The 15,580-nt window shown below is 69.0% G+C and carries 16 protein-coding genes; 6 read left to right on the forward strand and 10 right to left on the reverse strand.

The features are described 5' to 3' along the window. Window positions 1-107 precede the first annotated feature (107 nt). Genes ACQEVZ_RS07720 through ACQEVZ_RS07730 form a run of 3 tightly spaced genes read right to left on the reverse strand, consistent with a single transcriptional unit; the run spans window position 108 to window position 2,529 of the window. The gene (locus tag ACQEVZ_RS07720; RefSeq protein ID WP_433363222.1) at window positions 108-995 is read right to left on the reverse strand and encodes a fumarylacetoacetate hydrolase family protein; all 888 of its coding nucleotides are present in this window, start codon (window positions 993-995) and stop codon (window positions 108-110) included. After that, the gene (locus ACQEVZ_RS07725; protein WP_433363225.1) at window positions 992-2,152 is read right to left on the reverse strand and encodes a trans-sulfuration enzyme family protein; all 1,161 of its coding nucleotides are present in this window, start codon (window positions 2,150-2,152) and stop codon (window positions 992-994) included. The genes ACQEVZ_RS07720 and ACQEVZ_RS07725 overlap by 4 nt, the downstream gene beginning before the upstream one ends. Then, window positions 2,149-2,529, reverse strand: coding sequence for a Rid family detoxifying hydrolase (locus ACQEVZ_RS07730; RefSeq protein WP_433363228.1), 381 nt, complete (start codon window positions 2,527-2,529; stop codon window positions 2,149-2,151). Before ACQEVZ_RS07730 ends, ACQEVZ_RS07725 begins: the two co-directional genes overlap by 4 nt. Window positions 2,530-2,592: 63 nt before the next feature. Here ACQEVZ_RS07730 and ACQEVZ_RS07735 point away from each other — a divergent pair, with 63 nt between their 5' ends. The 3 genes from ACQEVZ_RS07735 (at window position 2,593) to ACQEVZ_RS07745 (ending at window position 6,626) form a co-directional block, all read left to right on the forward strand. Then, the gene (locus tag ACQEVZ_RS07735) at window positions 2,593-4,041 is read left to right on the forward strand and encodes a PLP-dependent aminotransferase family protein (protein WP_433363231.1); all 1,449 of its coding nucleotides are present in this window, start codon (window positions 2,593-2,595) and stop codon (window positions 4,039-4,041) included. A gap of 185 nt (window positions 4,042-4,226) precedes the next feature. Then, window positions 4,227-5,927: a hypothetical protein gene (locus tag ACQEVZ_RS07740; protein ID WP_433363234.1), complete on the forward strand. Its 1,701-nt coding sequence runs from the start codon at window positions 4,227-4,229 to the stop codon at window positions 5,925-5,927. Between the two features lie 126 nt (window positions 5,928-6,053). After that, window positions 6,054-6,626, forward strand: a complete 573-nt coding sequence (locus ACQEVZ_RS07745) for a hypothetical protein (RefSeq protein ID WP_433363237.1) — start codon at window positions 6,054-6,056, stop codon at window positions 6,624-6,626. Window positions 6,627-6,761: 135 nt separating this feature from the next. On the opposite strand, the gene ACQEVZ_RS07750 is transcribed toward ACQEVZ_RS07745, so the two are convergent. Together ACQEVZ_RS07750 and ACQEVZ_RS07755 are read right to left on the reverse strand one after the other, a co-directional pair. Next, a complete protein-coding gene (locus ACQEVZ_RS07750; RefSeq protein ID WP_344511227.1) occupies window positions 6,762-6,965 on the reverse strand; it encodes a ClpX C4-type zinc finger protein in 204 nt (67 codons plus the stop codon). 57 nt (window positions 6,966-7,022) lie between these two features. Continuing rightward, the gene (locus ACQEVZ_RS07755; RefSeq protein WP_433363240.1) at window positions 7,023-7,727 is read right to left on the reverse strand and encodes a DUF4240 domain-containing protein; all 705 of its coding nucleotides are present in this window, start codon (window positions 7,725-7,727) and stop codon (window positions 7,023-7,025) included. A 461-nt stretch (window positions 7,728-8,188) separates the two neighbouring features. Between ACQEVZ_RS07755 and ACQEVZ_RS07760 the strand changes: the two genes are divergently transcribed. After that, window positions 8,189-9,091 carry a DUF4034 domain-containing protein gene (locus ACQEVZ_RS07760; RefSeq protein ID WP_433363243.1) on the forward strand — a complete coding sequence of 301 codons (903 nt, stop codon included), beginning with the start codon at window positions 8,189-8,191 and terminating at the stop codon, window positions 9,089-9,091. Between the two features lie 489 nt (window positions 9,092-9,580). On the opposite strand, the gene ACQEVZ_RS07765 is transcribed toward ACQEVZ_RS07760, so the two are convergent. After that, window positions 9,581-10,414 (reverse strand): hypothetical protein, encoded by an 834-nt coding sequence (locus ACQEVZ_RS07765; protein ID WP_433363246.1) that lies wholly within the window; start codon window positions 10,412-10,414, stop codon window positions 9,581-9,583. 535 nt (window positions 10,415-10,949) lie between these two features. On the opposite strand from ACQEVZ_RS07765, the gene ACQEVZ_RS07770 reads away from it, so the two are divergent. Beyond that, window positions 10,950-11,333: a hypothetical protein gene (locus ACQEVZ_RS07770; protein WP_344507158.1), complete on the forward strand. Its 384-nt coding sequence runs from the start codon at window positions 10,950-10,952 to the stop codon at window positions 11,331-11,333. A 171-nt stretch (window positions 11,334-11,504) separates the two neighbouring features. On the opposite strand, the gene ACQEVZ_RS07775 is transcribed toward ACQEVZ_RS07770, so the two are convergent. Next, window positions 11,505-11,789, reverse strand: coding sequence for a hypothetical protein (locus ACQEVZ_RS07775; protein WP_433362148.1), 285 nt, complete (start codon window positions 11,787-11,789; stop codon window positions 11,505-11,507). Between the two features lie 108 nt (window positions 11,790-11,897). Here ACQEVZ_RS07775 and ACQEVZ_RS07780 point away from each other — a divergent pair, with 108 nt between their 5' ends. Continuing rightward, on the forward strand, window positions 11,898-12,977 hold the full coding sequence (locus tag ACQEVZ_RS07780; protein WP_433363249.1) for a hypothetical protein: 1,080 nt from the start codon (window positions 11,898-11,900) through the stop codon (window positions 12,975-12,977). A gap of 50 nt (window positions 12,978-13,027) precedes the next feature. On the opposite strand, the gene ACQEVZ_RS07785 is transcribed toward ACQEVZ_RS07780, so the two are convergent. The 3 genes from ACQEVZ_RS07785 to ACQEVZ_RS07795 all read right to left on the reverse strand — a co-directional run bounded on the left by ACQEVZ_RS07785 (window position 13,028) and on the right by ACQEVZ_RS07795 (window position 15,546). Further along, complete coding sequence (locus ACQEVZ_RS07785) at window positions 13,028-14,296, reverse strand: hypothetical protein (protein WP_433363252.1); 1,269 nt, start codon at window positions 14,294-14,296, stop codon at window positions 13,028-13,030. Between the two features lie 110 nt (window positions 14,297-14,406). Further along, entirely contained in the window at window positions 14,407-14,901 is a 495-nt protein-coding gene (locus tag ACQEVZ_RS07790; RefSeq protein ID WP_433363255.1) for a DUF3995 domain-containing protein, read from the reverse strand. 3 nt (window positions 14,902-14,904) lie between these two features. Then, a complete protein-coding gene (locus tag ACQEVZ_RS07795; RefSeq protein WP_433363258.1) occupies window positions 14,905-15,546 on the reverse strand; it encodes a hypothetical protein in 642 nt (213 codons plus the stop codon). Window positions 15,547-15,580 lie beyond the last annotated feature (34 nt).

A 15,580-nucleotide genomic window follows, 5' to 3' on the forward strand; every position in this document is an offset into this window, starting at 1 on the left:
CTGTTCCGGCCCGCACCCGTCCTTCGCGCGACAGCGCGCCGTTTCGACATCAGAGCCAAGAAGTTTTTGCCGGGCCATGACCTGCAGGCCCCGGCCGGGCGCGTCCGCTATGTGTCCCGTGTACGTGCAGCGTGGCCGTCCTGGGGAGGCCGGGCGGCCTGGGCGATCGGGGTGTGCTGCGTGCCGAGCCCGTCGATGGTGGTGGTCATCGTCTGGCCTGGTTTGAGGTAGTGGTCGGTGTCGGTGCCGAGGGCGGTTCCGGCCGGCGTGCCGGTGGTGATGATGTCGCCGGGGTGCAGCGTCATGAACTGGCTGATGTAGGCGATCAGCTGGTCGATCCGGTGGTGCATGTCGCCGGTACTGGCACGTTGCCTGGTCTCGTTGTCGACGCGGAGCCGCATGGCGAGGCCGTGCGGGTCGGGGATCTCGTCGGTCGTGACGAGCCAGGGCCCGATGGGGGCGAACGTGTCGTGTGCCTTGCCCTTGTCCCAGGTGCCGCCACGGTGCAGCTGCCACGTGCGTTCGGTGATGTCGTTGACGATGCAGTACCCGGCGACGTGGCCCATCGCCTCGGAGGTCCGGGCCTGGCGCGCCGTGCGGCCGATGACGACGCCCAGCTCGACCTCGTAGTCGGTGGTCGTGCTCAGCGGCGGCAGGAGCACCGGGTCGTTCGGGCCGCTGACGGCCGACGCCGGCTTCAGGAAGAGCAGCGGCTCGTCCGGCAGGGGCATGCGGGCCTCGTCCGCGTGCGACCGGTAGTTGAGGCCGACCCCGACGATCTTGCCGACCCGGCCGAGGCACGGCCCGATGCGGGTCGGGGTCGGAACCGCTGGAAGCCGGTCGACGTCGAGCCGCGCAAGCCGCGCGAGCCGCTGCGGGGCGAGGCCATCGGGATCGATGTCGGCGATGTGCGCGGACAGGTCCCGAACCGCGCCCGCCGCGTCGAGGACGCCCGGCCGCTCGGCGCCGGGTGGTCCGTAGCGAACGAGTTTCACGACAGCGCCTGGTCGAGGTCCGTGTTCAAGTCGGCGGGGTCCTCCAGGCCGACGGCGAGCCGGATGAGCCCGGCCGGCACCAGGTCCTCCACGGTCGCGCTGCCCATGCCGGACCACATCCGGGCCGGGAGGACCACCGCGGCGGTCGGCCCGCCGAAGCTCGCGGCCCGGGAGGGAAGTCGCAGGCGGGAGACCACGCGCTCGGCCGCTTCGAGCCCGCCGCGGACCTCGAAGCTGAGCACGCCTCCGGGGCCGGTCATCTGGCGGGCGATCAGCTCCGCCTGCGGGTGGTCGACGAGGCTGGGGTGGTGCACCCGGACGACGGCCGGATGCTCGGTCAGATGGGCCGCGACGGCTGAAGCCGACCGGTTGTGCTGCCGCATCCGTACCGGCAAGGTGCGCAGGCCGCGCTGCAACATCCACGCGTCGTGGGCGGACAGTGTGGCGCCGAACAGGTAGGCATCGCTCCACAGCCGGTCGGCGAGGTCGTTGGAGGTGACCGCGACGCCGGCGGTGAGGTCGCCGTGGCCGCCGAGGTACTTGGTGGCGCTGTGGAGCACGATGTCGGCCCCGAGCCCGAGCAATTGCTGGTTGACCGGTGAGCCGAGCGTGGCGTCGACCGCCAGGACCGCCCCGGCACGACGGGCCAGCGTTGCGATCGCCGCGACGTCGGTGACGCGCAGCAGCGGGTTCGTCGGCGTCTCGAGCAGCACCAATGTCGCCGGGGTGCGCAATGCCTGGTCGAACCCGGCCAGGTCGTCATGGTGCACGAAGTCGACGCCGATGCCGAGTCGCGGAGCGATGCTGTCCAGGAAGCCGGCAGTCCCCCCGTACAGCTCGCGTTGCGCGACGACCCGCGCGCCGGTGCCGAACGCGACGATCGTCGCGGTGATCGCGGCCATGCCGGAGGCGTACAGCAGCGCCGTTTCGCCGCCCTCGAGCGCGGCGATGACCGAAGCGGTCTCGGCGTGGTTCGGGTTGCCGTAACGGGTGTAGAAGTCGATGGCCCGCCGCCGGACCGCCAGGTCGGCGAACGCGGCGGCGGTCGGAGCGGCGAACGCGGCGGTCGGATGAATCGCCGGCGCGACGCCGACGCCGACGAGTCCCCCGACGGGGCGTCGCTGGGCGGCGACGGTGTCGGCCTGCCAGGTGTTCATCGGGCCGCCACGCATTCGATCTCCACCCGGGCGCCCAGTGGCAGCGCGGCGACGGCGACGGTGCTGCGGGCCGGATACGGCCCGGGCATCACCTCGGCGAAGACGGCATTCATCGATCCGAAGTCGGCCATGTCGACGAGGAACACGTTGCACTTCACGACTGAGGCGTAGTCCAGGCCCGCCGCGTGCAGCACCTGCAGCAGGTTGGCGAACACCTGGCGGGTCTCGGCGGCGACGCCACCGCCGACGATCTCGCCGGTGGAAGGGTCCTGTCCGGTCTGTCCGGACACGTAGACGAGATCGCCTGTACCGATGACCGCGTGCGAGTACGGTCCGGCCGGAGGGGCGATCTGCGGGCTGGTGACAATTTCGCGCATGCAGGCCAAGGTGCTCCCGATTGGCCCTCGCCTCAAGGGCCATTCGCCGCGAAAGTGGTCCAGATGAGCGTGCCTGATCTCGTGCCCCTGCTCGCCGACTGGCGCAGCCATCGCGGCCCCCTGCACCAGTGCCTCGCGCTCGCCGTGACATCGCTCATCGAGGCCCGGCTGCTGCGGCCAGGCGACCGCCTTCCGTCCGAACGCGCGCTCGCCCGCCGTCTCGGGATCAGCCGCACCACGGTCGCCGGTGCCTACGACCTGCTGCGCCAGCGCGGAGCACTGCACAGCGTCCGCGGGAGCGGCACGACCGTGACCGGCGACCGGACCTTGCGGCACGATCCAGCCATCGCGGCCCTGGCGGCCAACCCGTTCATCCGCAGCACGCACCCACGGCATTCGACCGACTCCGTCGACCTCACGGTCTGCCGGTTCGACCCGCCCACGATCCTGGCCGAGACGCTCGCCCACTCCGCCGACGCCCTGCTCGACCTGATCGGCAGCGGACACGACACGGCGGGCCTGCCGGAACTACGATCCGCACTCGCCGACCACCTCACCGGTCACGGTCTGCCCACCCAGCCGTCACAGCTGCTGATCACCACCGGCTCCCAACAGGCGCCGGCGCTCATCGCCTCCGATCTCGAACGCAACGACCGCGTCATGATCGAGGACCCCACCTACTTCGGCGCGCTGCACGCCTACCTCCAGCGCCGCGCCAGACTGCTGCCGTGCAGCGTCGATCACCTCGAGCGGGCCGCCGGTCTCGCCGCGGACGAGCACCGGGTGGATCTCGTCCATGTCACGTCCGCCGTGCACAACCCCACCGGCCGCCAGCTCGACGACGCGACCGGCCGACGCGTCGTCGAGCTGGCCGGACGCTGGGGCGCCACCGTCGTCGACGACCAGGCCCTACGGTTCCTCGCCGACCGGCCGCCGCCCTTCCTCACCACGCACGACCCCCACGCGGACATCATCACCATCGGCACGTTCAGCAAGGTGCTGTGGTCCGCCCTGCGAGTCGGCTGGCTCCGCGCACCGGCGCCGGCAATCGCCCGGTTCAGCGCGCGCAAGGCCGCGCTCGACCTCGCCACACCCGCCCTCGACCAGGCGCTCGTCCTGCACTGCCTGCCACACATCGACGCGCTCGCCGCACACCGGCGCCAGCAGCTCACGCATCAACGCACCCACCTGCGGCGCCGGCTCCGACAAGACCTCCCCCTCTGGCACGACGCGAGCGGCGACAGCGGACCGTTCCTCTGGGTCCGCACCCACCTCGACGACGCCGACCCCATCGTGCAAGCCGCCGCCAGAGTCCAGGTCGGCATCACCGCCGGGCGCACCCTGACCCCGACCGACCGCTGGAACTCCCACATCCGGATCGCCGTCACGACCACCGACACCGCCCTCGACGCCGCAGTCGACCGACTCGCCGATCTCGCCCGCACCTTCGACGACGGTTCGCCGCTTACGGCGCCGGCTTCGTCGATGACCACGCATCGTCTGCGCCCCTGACTCACCGCGACACAGCGTGACGATCGCCGGGCCGGCTGCTGAAAACTTGCCTGCCGCCGTTCGTATGAGGACCGTGCCCGGCTCCGTCCTCCCCCCGGATGCCAGTGAAACGGACGAGGGAGACCGACATGAACGGCAATCGTGCTCAGGGTCGTTGGCGGCGCGCGATGGCTCGCGCAGCCGTGGTGATGCTCGGAACGGCCGGCCTGGTCGTCGTGGGTGCCGGCGCGGCGCAGGCCGCCTCGGCGGATTTTCAGGCCTGCACCAACGCGGGCGGGCAGCCGGTCTCGCTCGCCCGGGGCTGGATCACGCAGTGCACCCTGGGCAAGGGCGCCCACACGTACACCGCGCCGCCGGGCGCTCGTACGGTCACCTTCGATCTGTATGGCGCGCAGGGCGGCAACCCCGACGGTGGGGTGCCCGGCTCCGGCGGTGCGGTCCGTGGCACCCTGCCCACGGCCGGCGACACGTTTCAGATCAACGTCGGCGGCCGGGACGGCAGCAGCGGCCCGTTCGTCGCCTACCAGCGGGTCGTGCACGAGGCCGGCTCGGCCGGCGTCCACATGGAGGACGGGCCGCAGCCCTTCGCCGGCGGCGCGAGCTCGGTGGGGCCGACCACCGGCAGCGGCGGCGGCGCCACGGTCCTGTTCGCCGCGGGCGCTCCGCTGACGCAGCCGCTGCTCGTGGCCGGCGGCGGTGGTGGCGCGGGCAACCACGGACTGATCTTCACCGCCAGGACCGGAAGCAATGAGTGGTCCCTCCTCCCGTACGGCGCCAACGGCGGCAATGGTGGCCTTGCCACCACGAACGGGCAGTCGGGCGGCAACCTCACCCAGTGCGGCCCGGCCGGCAGGTGCCAGACCCTGGTGCCGGGCGGTGGCGGAGGCTACGGCGGGTCCGCTGGCGGGGGCGGCGGCACGTGCGCGGCGAACTGCAGCACCGCCCCGGCCGGCCGCGACGTCGGCCTCGGCCAGGGTGGCGAGGGCGGCTCAGGCGGCTGGGGCAACGGGGGCGGCGGCGGGGGCGGCTACATCGGCGGCGGCGCCGGCGGCTCCAGCATGAACCATTCCAGCTACGGCGTGAGCGGTACCGGCGGCGGTGGCGGCGGCACGAGCTGGGCCTCCCCGACCGTCACGAACGTCAGCTACCGCGACGGCGTCCGCACCGGCGACGGCGCGGCCGTCATCACCACCACGAACGCGAACTTCGGCCGGTACAACGCGAACGGCTTCACGTTCGGCGCCGGCGAGGTCTTCATCTCCGGCGCGGCGTACACCACCGACAACTTCGCCCTGATCATGCAGACCGACGGCAACCTGGCCATCTACAACCGCGACGGCGGCGTGGTCTGGTCGTCCGGCACGAACGGCTGGCCCGGCGCCCTGGCGCAGCTGCAGACCGGCGGCAACTTCGTCATCTGGGCGTACCTGAACGCGGTCAACCCGAGCTGGACGACCGGCACCAGCGGCACGGGCAACCAGCTGCGCTTCAGCCCCAACGGCACCCTTACCGTCACCAACGCCGCCGGCACGCAGATCTGGACCACCACCAACGTCTTCACCGCGGGCATGACGCTCCAGCCCGGCACGCAGTACTACGCGCAGAACGGCTACTACACGCTGCTCATGCAAAGCGACGGCAACCTGGTCGAGTACAACCGGTTCGGCCAGCCGCTCTGGGCCTCGAACACGGCGGGGTACCCGGGCGCCACCGCGACCATGCAGGGCGACGGCAACTTCGTCATCTACCAGGCCGGCCGGCCGCTGTGGGCCACCGGCACCAACGGCAGGGGCGGCACCATGTTCGCCTTCCAGGGCGACGGCAACCTGGTCGTGTACACGGCCGCCGGCGCCGCGATCTGGGCCAGCAACACCGCGGGCAGATAGCCACGTGGCCCGGTGGGACACCGCCGGGCCACGTGCAATGCACTGTCCGCAGCGATGGACGCCAGAGCTCCCCGTCGCGGCGGGCTTGGAGGCTGCGCGAGGGCCTCGGGTGCGTACGATCATGGCGTGAATCCGGAAGGGTCGAATGGACTGGACCTGAACTCAGTCCTGCCGTACGCCAAGGCCGTAACGCCGCCGGGCAGCTCCGGGCCGATCCCGGGGTTGGATCTCGCGCTGGTCAGCCGCCCGTTCGTCGGTTCGCTGGTTACCACGTATGTGGTCGAAGTCGGCTCTGGGTTGCGTTTCGTCTCCGAAGACGAGCTCAACGGCGTAGCGATCACCGTGGACGAACTGCACGAGCAGGCAGTGCGGAACCTCGCCGCGTACGTCGGCCAGCGGCAGCTTCGCACGCCCGAATATCACGACATCAGGCCGGTATTGCTCGGCGGCACCTTCGAGGTCAGCGTCATGTTTCTCGAGGAGGTGTGGAACCGTTTCGAGTCGCAGTTCGGTGAGCGTTCCATTCTGGCCGTCGCGCCTACCAGGGACATCCTCGCCTGCTGCCCGGCGAGCAGTCAGGCGGGGCGTGCGCAGCTGGGCCAACTGATCGACCGTGTCTGGCCAGCTGGCGACCATCGGCTCACCCGCGACTTCTATCGACGAGTCGACGGCACCTGGCACCTCGACTCATCCGCCTGACCGGCGTGAGCACGCCGCGGCGTAGAGCGAATCACTCAGTCGCCGACAGGGCGTGACCAATCCGGTAGGCACCTGATCAGGGCACTCCGTCGCGGCGCTCGACCGGCCATGAGCGGATGGTTCGACATCGGATTTCTAGCTCTTCAACGGCCAGCGCTGAGACCAGCCGCCGTGCGGTGGTGTCAGCCCGACCTCCTGGTCGAAGATCTCGGCGCACTTCGCGACGCACACCTGGCAGATGATCGGCCCGGCCTCGGTGGCTACAACCCGGACATGCCGGTTGTGGCGGCCGCACAGAGAACAGGTGACGTCGCTGAACTTGGACGGATCATCCACCACCCAACGAGAGTATCGGCCTCGCAGCGAGCGTTGTCCGCGGCTACGAGTGCTCGCTCGTCACGGAATCCTGGGCGGTATCCCGCGGAAGAACTCGGCCAATGTTCGGCCGGACTCTGCGAGTTGTCGTTCGAGGCCCTCCTTCGCTTGCATGAGGGAGGCTTGCGCGGCCTCGGGCGTGGCGTGGGATGGACCGGCCTGTGGAAACATCGCGGCGAGTCGCGGCAGCCGCTGACGGGACTCTGCCAGGTCGTAGTGATCCCAGCGTTCTTCCTCGACGGGCTGCGGTACTGGCTCGGCGGTGGTCAGCCGGGACGTCTGCGCGTGGTAGATACTCGCGCAGTCACCGTAACGGCGCTCGTACTCATGGACGGCAACGAACTCCAGTTCCTCCCAATAGGGCCAGTCCTCTTCCGCCCAGGTGCGCGGGTGCCGGCCGGCCAGGCGCTGTACCTCTGGCTGGTCAGCGAGCCGGTCAGGGTCGTCAGCAACACGGTCGACCACGACGGGACCAAGTCCGACCAGCCACGCGCGGAATCCGCTGAAACCATCATCGCTGCACCCGTCCTGGATCAGGCTGGCCGCGTGCCACATCAACCAGGTGCTCACCCGATCTGTCTGGGCGTCGAGGTGGTCCTGGAAGTCGATCAATTCTTCGTCCGCGAGCCCGGTCAGTGCCTCTGCGAGCCAGTCGCCTCGCTCGATCGGACCGGTGGTTTCCTGCGCCGAGCGCTCGATGAGCGCCCAGAATCCAGCAAGATCCATGTGCCGCATTATGTCGTACGAGACGCACGCTCATCGGCATGCCTGCGCACCGGATGGCGCAGAACGCCCGTCACACCGAGTGATGGGCCTACGCGCTCGGTCGGCGGCAGATCCGGAACTCGGCGATCAAGGTGCGGGGCGTCGGCGTAAGGTCATCGCCGTGGACGTGGAGGACTTCTGGCGGCTGTTGGAGCGTCAGCCGAGGAGGAAACGCACCCGCAGCGCCGGGCCGAGTGGCTTGAGCATCGACTGAGCCGTGTCGCCTTGGATCACATCGTGGACTTTCAGATCCACCTCGACACTGCTCGACTCCTGATCGACAAGATCCCGACCATCGAACTGCCCGCGTCTCGTGTTCAAACCGGACGCAGGTCCTGATCGTTCGTGCGAATTCAACACACTACGATGCCGGCGTGTGGTCAATAAGACTGAGGCTGGACCCCTCCGCGGGAGATGCGACCGTGCACGCCTTCTACAACGCACTCCGTGGACGGAACTGGGCCGAGGCACGACGGGTGGTGGAAGCCGCCCAAGGTGACGAGCGCACCGTGCTGATCGACGAGTACTCGGGCATGCCGAACGCGTACGCGCTGGCCAGCGACTGGGCGGCGGCGGAGCCCCAAGACAGTTTGCCGGCTTTGGTGCAGGGAGCGGCAGGCGTCCAATGGGCCTGGGAGGCCCGCGGAGCACGTTTCGCCAAGTTCACCCGCCGGTCGCAGTTCCAGGAATTCCACCGCAGGCTCGTACTCGTCGAGCGGACCTTGTGGGAGGTCGCGGCCGTCGACGAAGCCGACCCCGCGCCGTGGACCTTCCTGGTGACATCGGCACGCGGCTCACAGGTCAGCCGGGCCGAGGCACAGCGACGGTTCGCCGGTGCCATCCGACATGCACCATTCAACAACGTGGCACACGCACAGATGATGCAGTACCTGTGCCGCAAGTGGTTCGGTAGTCACGATGAGATGTTCGCGTTCGCCCGATCTGCCGCGGAGACAGCACCGGCCGGCAGCCTACTGCCCGCCCTTATCGCGATCGCCCACCTGGAGCGGTGGACGGCGTTGGCTGCCGAGGAGGACTGGAGCTACATGCGGCATCCCGAGGTACGGGCTGAGTTGCGCGTCGCCGCCGAGCGGTCGATCTGGCACGCCGAGTACCGCCACACCGTCGGCTGGCCGAGGGCATGGAACTCGTTCGCGCTCGCGTTCAACCTGGCCAGGGATTGGCCGTCAGCGGCCCGGGTGTTCGATGGCCTCGGCAATCGGGTCACTGACAACTGGCACTACGTCGTTGGCCCAGCACGCTTGCGGTTCCGCATGGCTCGGCGCAAGGCATACGCCAATCGCGACCAGCAGATGACGGCATGAGGACCTACCAAGCGATGGTATGACCGCTGATCGCCGAAGTCGTCACGTCAGCAACGGGCGCCGTGCTGCGGCACGGTTTGTCAATGGTCACGTAACACCGTCCATCGGCGGGGTCGACTCGCCTGACAGAGAGGTGTATCCGGCACAGCCGGACGTCCTCACATCGGCACGGATGTGTCGAACAGTCTCTGTCATCGAATGCCGCCGAGCCCATCGCCGCTGGGGACAGGCCGCCGACGTTCGTCACCCGCACGCCCGACGCGTGGGGCTGGCCGGACGGCCGGCTCCTCGGCGGCTACTCCGTCGCCGCCGACAGCGCCTCATCAGTGATGGTGGAGATCGCGGCCGACCTGGACGCAACCCCGCTCGCCGACCTCTTCGTCCACGTGTCCAACAGCTGACGCCCGCCGCTCTGTCGAGAGGCCTGCCGAGCTGACTACAGCCGCATACAGCGCGCTCTTCGCGGCTCCATGTCCAGTTAACGGCTGTTCAGACCTTGCAATGCAGCTGGACGATGATGACGTCCTCGGCCAGGTGCTCTAAGTAGGCGGCCATCTCCGCTCGCGTCCATGGCTCGCTCCGGTCGGCGCGGTGCGGACACGTGTCAAGGCTTTCGCAGGCTCCATGCACCGGTAGATAGTTCCGCTCGATCCACCAGCCGTCGAGCGTGAGCAGCTCGGATTGCCGCAACGCGTCCTCGGCCCGCTGAGCCACATACTCCTCGCGGGGCAGCGCGAACCACGGCAGCATGTCCGGCAGCTCGCGGACCACGCCCGCGCTGAAGCACGGCGCGGCGCGGAGTTGTTGGATCAGTGGTTGCGCTCGGTACTGCTGCAGCGCTTGCGTCAAGTTGTGGTTCGGCTGCAACGGGTATTGCTCAGGGTTACCGCCGACGGGCATGTAACGGACCTGGTTTTCCGGTAGCGTCCTGAAGTGTTCCAGCGGCAGGACGGTCGGCATCTCGCCGCGGAGCTGGTGGAACAGGTCCCACAGCCGCCCAGCCGCGATCTCCGCGTCGGCGACCGGGCCCGCCAGGTCAAGCAGTCCTCTCGGGCCGCCCGCACACATACCGGCCAAACTCGGCTGGGGACCGTGCTGCCAGTGGGGCTCATCGTGGATGAGGCGCGGATCGTGCTCCATACCCGGCAGGACCCGAAACCCGAAGCCGTCAGAGCCACCCCGGATGGACCACCGTTCCCACTGGTCCCGCTCCGGGGCGAAGCCCCGCATCGCCTCGAACGGAGCCATCACACTGTCGAGCGCGGCGACGACGTCCGCCACCGAATCCGGCGGAAGGCACACGACGATGCTCAGGCCGGCCAACCCTTCATCCCTCCGTTTCGACCCACGAGCGCAAGCACCGGCGTGCCGGCCAACAAGGATCCGGCGCCTGTCGTTGCGTCGGCCTCGGCGGCAAGGACAACGGGGTCCAGCACACGGCGAGCAGCGTGCCTCGCCATGAACCGGTATGTCGAGTGGTTAATACTGCGGCAGCCAACAAGCGATGATCACCACAACCTGGTCAGATAGCGATGATCCGTCGTCGTCGAGCTGCAGTGAGCCAGGTTCGTACGGATTCGGACTTACGCCGGCCGGTCAGAGCGCCGATGCCGGGCGTGCGCCTGGGAGCGGGTGGATAACGTCAAACTCCTGGCGTCCGACCAAGATCAGCTGAGCGCTCACCGGCATGTTCGCTCACCCGATCATGGTTACTCGGCCCCGGGTGGAGCATTGTTGAAGCCGATGCGGCGCACGTCGAACGCGAATCAACTCGACCCCTTCAGCCGAATCTCGTTTCGCCCACGGATCGCGGCTATGAGCCTGCACCTGCGAGGCGCGTCTCCGATACGGTTGCGGGATGCGGCGAGTCACCGATGAAGCGGTTCTGGCAGTCGGCAGGCTGACGTTGGCCGCGACAGAGCTCGAGTATGTCCTGGCGTGGATCGGAGCTGATCAGGCGGGCGGCGACCAGGCGGCGGTGTTCGCTGTTACCGGGGAGCCGTTGCGAGCCGCGCGCGGGTCGGTCCAGTTCGCGCCACCGCAGAACAGGGACGAGTTCATCGGACTGGTTGACGCTGCGGGATCGTATTTGGCGCAGAGTCAGGCCGCGGTGCGGGCGATGTGGTTCGACAACAGCACGGTCAATGCGGCGACCTTCGATGAGATCGCCGGGCTGTTGCTGCGCTGCCGGGATCGGCTGCAGGTGCTCCTCGACGAAGCGGGGCGCGCATCCACCGTGTAGGTCATGGCACGGAAACGCGGTCGGGCAGCCGCGCCTCGCAGACGCACGGACATCGGCAGGCCAGGAAGTCTTGGCCTCGCCGCGCTGGTCACCCGCTGTGACGTGCACGGGCCTGCCGTCGCGCACCAACGGCGGCAGATCCGTATACCTGACCGTGTTGCGCGGCCTCGGTCAGGACCGCTGTCGCGGAGCGCCCCGCTCCCACCAGCCGCAGGACGGCTGCGCTCTGATGACCTCCGCGGCGATCTCCACCTGGCCGTAGTTGCAGTACTTCCAGAGCTCCCTCGCCGCTCGCGAGTACTGGAATAGCACTCGGTCAACGTCGAAGGCGTCGAGCTCTCCGGCACGGTAGCGGTCGACAGCCTCACTGACGCGGGCAACAAGCTCGCCCAACTCGGCCTCGTGGTACGCAGCAACCACCTCGCGCGCCGCCCGTCGCTCCGCCTTGTCAGACACGGACACGAGACTACTCAGTAACGCGGGCGCAGGCGCTCCACCAACCGGGACCGCCCCGGATCGCGGCATGAGCGAGCGTCGGCATTCCCCGTCGGCTAGCATGCGCGCGTGCATCTGATCTCGCAGGATGCGGTGTTCGGTGCCGCCGGTGTCGACCCGCGGATCTACCGCACGCCGTTGGTGACGTACGTCTTGGGCTCAGATGTACTGACGATCGTTTTCGAGCCGGGTGACCGTCCAGGTCACACCGGCATTCAAGATGCGCGACATGCGGCCGTGGCAGCGCCGTTCCCCGATGAGATTTACGCCCTGTTGTACCCGTGGCCTGCCGTTTCCTCGAGGGAAGGGGCGGTGTTCCGCGTTGAGGGCTACGCACGTCTCGGCGGTGGCTGCGTGCCGCTCGGGTCGCTCCGTGAGTGCGGGGCCTCCTGGGACCCCTGCAGTGAAGGATTGCTCAGCTGCACGTTCGAGCTCGATCCCGCACTGCCGTTCGGGCTGCTGGACCGGATCCGGTCCGCCATCGCGCCCCAACCGGAGCGGGACATGCCGAAACTCGACTGGCTGCGCCTGCTGCCACACGACCCAGTGGGCGCCACATCGGCATTCGTAACGGACTGGTACGCCGACGTCGGCCCGGTCTGCGGTCCTCATCCGCCAGCTGCCGTCCCGATGCCGCCAGCCCTCGCCGCGCTGCACGCGGCGATCGCGTACCGCCGGGACCTTCTCGGCAGGCAAGACTCCTTGTTCGCGCCGCATGAGCTGCGGCTGGATGACGCCGGACGGCTGCTGTTCGGTGCCGAGAATCAGGGTTGTTTCGTCATGGCGACCGAGCTGGCGGGCGACGACCCGCCGGTGTGGTTCCTGCGCGAGGACGAGGAGCCCGAACTCAAGCCACTGCCCTTGAGCCAGTTCCTGCTCGCAACCGTGCTCTACGAAGCCACCCAGATCGGGCACTACACCATGTACGGCGCAGTCTGGCGGGAAGACAAAGACCGCATCCTGACCGGCCTGCACCGGGCGCCGCTACCCAACCGCGAGTGGCTGGACTGGCAGAGCGACACGTATGTCGGTCGCGGCCTCATCGTTCAGCTGACGCCAAACGGCGACACGGGCCAGACCTGGAGCGTCAGCGCAGGAGCGCGGCGACGCGACGACCTACGGGCAGTGGAGAAGTTCCGCAACCACTGAGAACCATGATCAGGTGCGCGATCATCGGCCAGATGCGGATGTTTGGCAGGTCAGGCACTGTCGGCGGTGGCGTGGAGGGCGAGGGCTTCGCGCAGGTCGTCGGTCGCCGTGGCGTAGTCGCCGGTGGCGAGGTGGCCCATGGCCTGATCAGTCAGGGCTCGGACCAGCCGCCGGGAGGTTTCAGGGCCGGGCGCGGTGCGGTGCAGTTCGCGTTCAAGGTCGACGCTTCGGGCCAGCGTCAGGGTCATCTCGTCGTGGACGTGCCGGGGCAGGCTGAAGAGTACCGAGGCGCGGATGGCTCGGCGGCGGATCAGGGTGCCGAGCTCGGCGAGGCGGTCCGTGTCGGGCGGGAGGCGACCGGCATGCGCCGCGATCGCTTCGTCGATGTCGAGGAGGCCCGCGCGGTACGTCTCTCGGAGGCTGAAGGCCCACCGGTGCAAGCTCAGCCCGGCGACTGGTCGCAGGCGCGCGTGCGTCGCGACGCCGACCGGGGTCGGTCGGCCGGCTCGGGGCCGCTCGTCCCGGGTGCCGGATCGGGCGAAGAGTGCCCCTTGGACGGCCCGGCGGAACTGGTAGTTGGCGTCGCTTCCGGCGGAGGGGAGTTGCTCGCAGGCAGCGACGGATTCCCGCAGGAGTCCGTGCGCGATCTTCGGGTGGCCGTTCTCGGCGAACCAGACCGACGATCCCGCCGTCCAGATCGCCAGGATCGGCAGGCATCTGGGATCTGTTTCGGCCTCGCGGCGTTGCTGTGCCAGGATCGCGCGCTCGACGTCGAGGCTCGCGTCGGTCTCACCGGCAAGGTCGAGATAGATGGCCAGGGCCAGCAGTGCCCACATGGTCATGGTCGGCTGGTCGGGGCCGTTCTGCGGTCCGGCCGTACGGTGGCTGTCGACGACCTCACGCTGCACGGTCGCGGCCTGCGCGAACTGCCCGGCCTCGGCAAGCCCGGACGCGAGCGCCATGAGGACCCTCGTGTCGACATCCGCCGGTGGGCTGGCCCGCCGGGCGTACGCCGCGGCCTGGTGCCGTGCGGCCAACGCGCGCTCGTCGTCGTGGACGTACGAGTACAGCTGGGCCAGCGAGGCAAACGCCCGCGACGCGCTGGCGAGATGCCCCGTGGCTCCATCGGCCGCCAGGACCCGCCAGAGGTCGGCGGCCTCCTCGAAGTACGGAAGGCTTTGCGTTGGTTGTTCGTGTCGAACCTGCCATCCGAACCTGTTGAGGCCGTGAGCCAGCTCGGGAACGCCGACGGCCGGGTCGAGCCTCGCCAGCTCCCGACACTCGGCGATCGTGTCCTCGGTGACCAGCTCAGTCCTCATCGAGGCCTCCGTGTCGCTCGGCGAGTGCGATCGACAACGGTACCCGCGCACAGCACAGTCGTCGGCCGCCGTTGCCCGGTCGACCGGTGCACGCCACAACCGTCGGCGTGCTACGCGCTCGCCCGCGCACGCCTTCGCCGGTCGTTGCTGCCGATGAGCAGGCCGGCTCCGAGAAGCAGGCCCCACACGAGAAACAGCGGGTCCCAAAGGTAGGCGTGGCCGAGCATCGCTTGCCGATCGAAGCCACCCTCCGGTCGCAGCACACCACCCAGAACGAGCCAGGCCGCGATGGAGTTCAACGCCCCGTATCCGGTGAGCACGATGGCGGCCAGCCACGCGAACGCTCGCCACGCGCCTGGGCGAGGGAGCGACCTTCTGCTGGTCACCAGAGGCACGACCACGACCGTGCATTTCACCGCGGCGACGGCGACCAGCAACAAGCCGGCGGTGACTGGCGCTTCTCGCGCAACGGTCACTGCCCACTGGCCGACCGTCGGAAGCAGCCAGCGACCACCGAACGCCCAGTAGAGACTGAACCCGGCATGGAGTAGGCCCGCGGCTGCGGCTCCCATGAGGAGACGGGCTTCTGCGTGCTTGTCTGCCATGCGCTACCAGCACACGCTGAGGTCGACGCTGCCCCGGGCGACGCAGCCGTAGTAGTACCTGATCTGCGCTTCGAATCGCTCGATGATGCGGTTGGCCAGCTCGGGGTAGGCGGCGAGGACACGTTCGATCTTGTCCCACACGGAGGCCAGAACCTCGGCTGTGCGGTACTCACCGATGCCGTAGCAGGGCACGTTCGTGTGGAAGCCGTACTCGGTGTCTCCTGTGCGGTAGGCGCTGTGGTGCGCGACGTGGACCGGCACCTGCACGATCTTCTCCCAGGCGGCGTTCCGCTCGTCCCAGTCGTCGCTGAGCACGCCTGCCAGATCGATCCGTTCTGGGGTGTCGGCCGCGAAGAGGAAATGGCTGAACCAGTCCGGATCCGGGTACTTGCCGAGGTCGAGGGCGCCGAGTCGGCGCCGCTGCGCGGCGGAGAAGGTCAGGTGGGGCCAGGTGAAGCGCGCGCGAAGCTCCCCGTCGGTCAGGGTCGAGCAACTCGCCGCCGCGCTCCAACCCGGCGCAGTCGTCGAGTCCGGATCACCGGCCTCGAACAGGAGCCCGTCGACCCACTCCTCGTCATCGGGGTGTTCGAGCAGCCGGGCGAGCAGGGCCGCAGGTATCTCTTTGTACTCCGGGTACATTCCCATCGCGCCACGCTACGGTCCGCCCTCTACCGACTCT

The sequence above is a fragment of the Dactylosporangium sp. CA-152071 genome, from assembly GCF_050936335.1.
GTDB lineage: Bacteria > Actinomycetota > Actinomycetes > Mycobacteriales > Micromonosporaceae > Dactylosporangium > Dactylosporangium maewongense.